Origin of the sequence: Escherichia sp. E1V33 (assembly GCF_004211955.1) — a bacterium.
GTDB lineage: Bacteria > Pseudomonadota > Gammaproteobacteria > Enterobacterales > Enterobacteriaceae > Escherichia.
This window is the reverse complement of the sequence record NZ_RHJI01000032.1, coordinates 1-2153: the sequence shown is the minus strand read 5'-3', so window position 1 is coordinate 2153 and position 2153 is coordinate 1. Positions and strand designations below refer to the sequence as shown.

At 45.4% G+C, this 2153-nt stretch carries 3 protein-coding genes and 1 pseudogene; 3 read left to right on the top strand and 1 reads right to left on the bottom strand.

Annotated features, from left to right (window positions below):
- From D9742_RS21670 to D9742_RS21660, 3 genes and pseudogenes are all read left to right on the top strand, one after another.
- Nucleotides 1-845: pseudogene (locus D9742_RS21670) on the top strand (replication endonuclease); the annotation flags it as partial.
- A 158-nt stretch (nt 846-1003) separates the two neighbouring features.
- Nucleotides 1004-1192, top strand: a complete 189-nt coding sequence (locus tag D9742_RS21665; protein ID WP_103253965.1) for a hypothetical protein — start codon at nt 1004-1006, stop codon at nt 1190-1192.
- 10 nt (nt 1193-1202) lie between these two features.
- Nucleotides 1203-1436, top strand: coding sequence for a DinI family protein (locus D9742_RS21660; protein WP_130238209.1), 234 nt, complete (start codon nt 1203-1205; stop codon nt 1434-1436).
- 113 nt (nt 1437-1549) lie between these two features.
- Here D9742_RS21660 and D9742_RS21655 read toward each other — a convergent pair whose 3' ends face one another.
- A complete protein-coding gene (locus D9742_RS21655) occupies nt 1550-1969 on the bottom strand; it encodes a GNAT family N-acetyltransferase (RefSeq protein ID WP_130238208.1) in 420 nt (139 codons plus the stop codon).
- Between the last annotated feature and the right edge of the window lie 184 nt (nt 1970-2153).

Here is a 2153-nt window from a genome sequence, read left to right as displayed (position 1 = left end):
TGCGTGATAACGCCGAATACGTTAATGCCTGGGCGTCTCTGCATCGTGTTCAGCAGTTCCGCTTCTTTGGTATTCCGGGGCGTCAGGCGTACCGTGAACTTCGCTTGCTGGCTGGTCAGGCGGCAAGGCAACAGGGTGACAAAAAAGCAGGTGCGCCGGTACTGGATGACCCGCGCCTTGATGCCATTCTGGCTGCCGCTGATGCTGGCTGTTTTGCCACCTACATCATGAAGCAGGGCGGCGTACTGGTTCCCCGCAAATATCACCTTATCAGAACAGCTTATGAAATTAACGAAGAGCCGACCGCTTATGGCGATCACGGTATTCGTATTTATGGCATCTGGTCACCCATTGTACAGGGCAAGATCTGCACTCATGCAATGAAATGGAAAATGGTTCGTAAGGCCGTTGACGTTCAGGAGGCGGCAGCCGACCAGGGCGCTTGCGCCCCTTGGACTCGTGGCAATAACTGTCCCCTTGCTGAAAATTTGAACCAGCAGGAGAAAGACAAATCAGCTGATGGGGACACCAGAACGGACATTACCTGCATGGATGATAAGGAGTTGCACGATTATCTGCACAGTATGAGCAAAAAAGAGCGCCGGGAACTGGCTGCAAGGTTACGCCTGGTTAAGCCGAAACGGCGTAAAGACTACAAACAGCGAATTACAGATCATCAGCGACAGCAGCTCGTCTATGAACTGAAGTCCAGAGGATTTGATGGCAGCGAGAAAGAGGTCGAGTTGCTCCTTCGCGGTGGCAGTATTCCGTCAGGAGCAGGCCTGCGTATCTTCTATCGGAACCAGCGTCTGCAGGAGGATGATAAATGGCGGAACCTGTATTAATTACGCTGATTAACAATTAATGCTCTAAATAATAAGCAAAGGATAAATCCTATTGATTTTAAAAAAACTTTTTACTTTAACGATATTATTATGTACTGTATGTAAAACCAGTGGTTAAGTATACAGTATTATCTGCCCACAGTGATATAGGAGGGAAGATGCAGGATTATTTTTTAGAGTCGTTGAAACTCCAGCGAATTGATTTTTTTCTGAAGCTTGTAGTGGCCAGTGAATGTAGTGATCAGGAAAAAGAGCTTGCGCTGCTTTGGATTTCAGAACTGACGGATGAACTCATGGCAAAAATCAGAACCCACGAATATAACCGCTCAATGGATGTTGTTAACTGAGGGGTAATTTATGCGCATTGAAATAATGATCGATAAAGAGCAAAAAATTAGCCAGTCTACCCTGGACGCCCTTGAATCCGAGCTTTACCGCAATCTGCGCCCCCTGTATCCCAAAACGGTAATTCGCATCCGCAAAGGTAGCTCTAACGGTGTGGAACTGACCGGACTGAAACTGGACGAAGAAAAAAAACAAGTGATGAAAATTATGCAGCAGGTATGGGAAGACGACAGCTGGCTGCATTAAGAAACGTCGCCCCCAGGAGGATTCATTCTGATGGGGGCTGGTTTGGGCAACGAGTGAAACGAGGCGTAAGGTGGTCGGCCTGTTGGCAGCGTTGAAAAGCGAAAGCCGCAATACTATAAATTAGTTTTTATTAGATAGTGCCTTTGTGCCCCTGCTTTAGGGAAATCAGGTAATGACATTTGAAGTATATAACCCTGTTTTTCATAAAAGGGGAGCGCCTGGAAGCTAAATGTATCGACAAGGCCATGAATACAACCGTTCATCACACCTTCTTTCTCGGCCATGCTCATAAGTTTGCTACCCAAACCGCCACTCCGTGCTGATTCACTCACCCAAAGATAATCAATACACAGCCATGGCCCTTTCCTGTCGGCAATTAATCCACCTACCATCTCTCCGATTTCATTTCTGCAGTAGACACCGATCTGTCCATTTTTACTAAAATCGATAAACTGAGCATTATAGCTTCTTAGCCCCACTAACAGTTCTTCTCTATCATATTCAGTAACTTTATGAACTACTTGAATGTCCATACATATCCGTTTTAGTGATTATTTTATTCAGTGCTAAATGTTATAGATAAGCTTCATTTATGTTTCAATGCATTGTTGTAACTTAAATCAATTTACCATTTCCGGGGCCGTTCCTTGCTCACAGCGAACCTTTAGCTTTGTTAGCTTGAATGTGTCGGTTTTCAAGTGGTCAATCAGATACGTA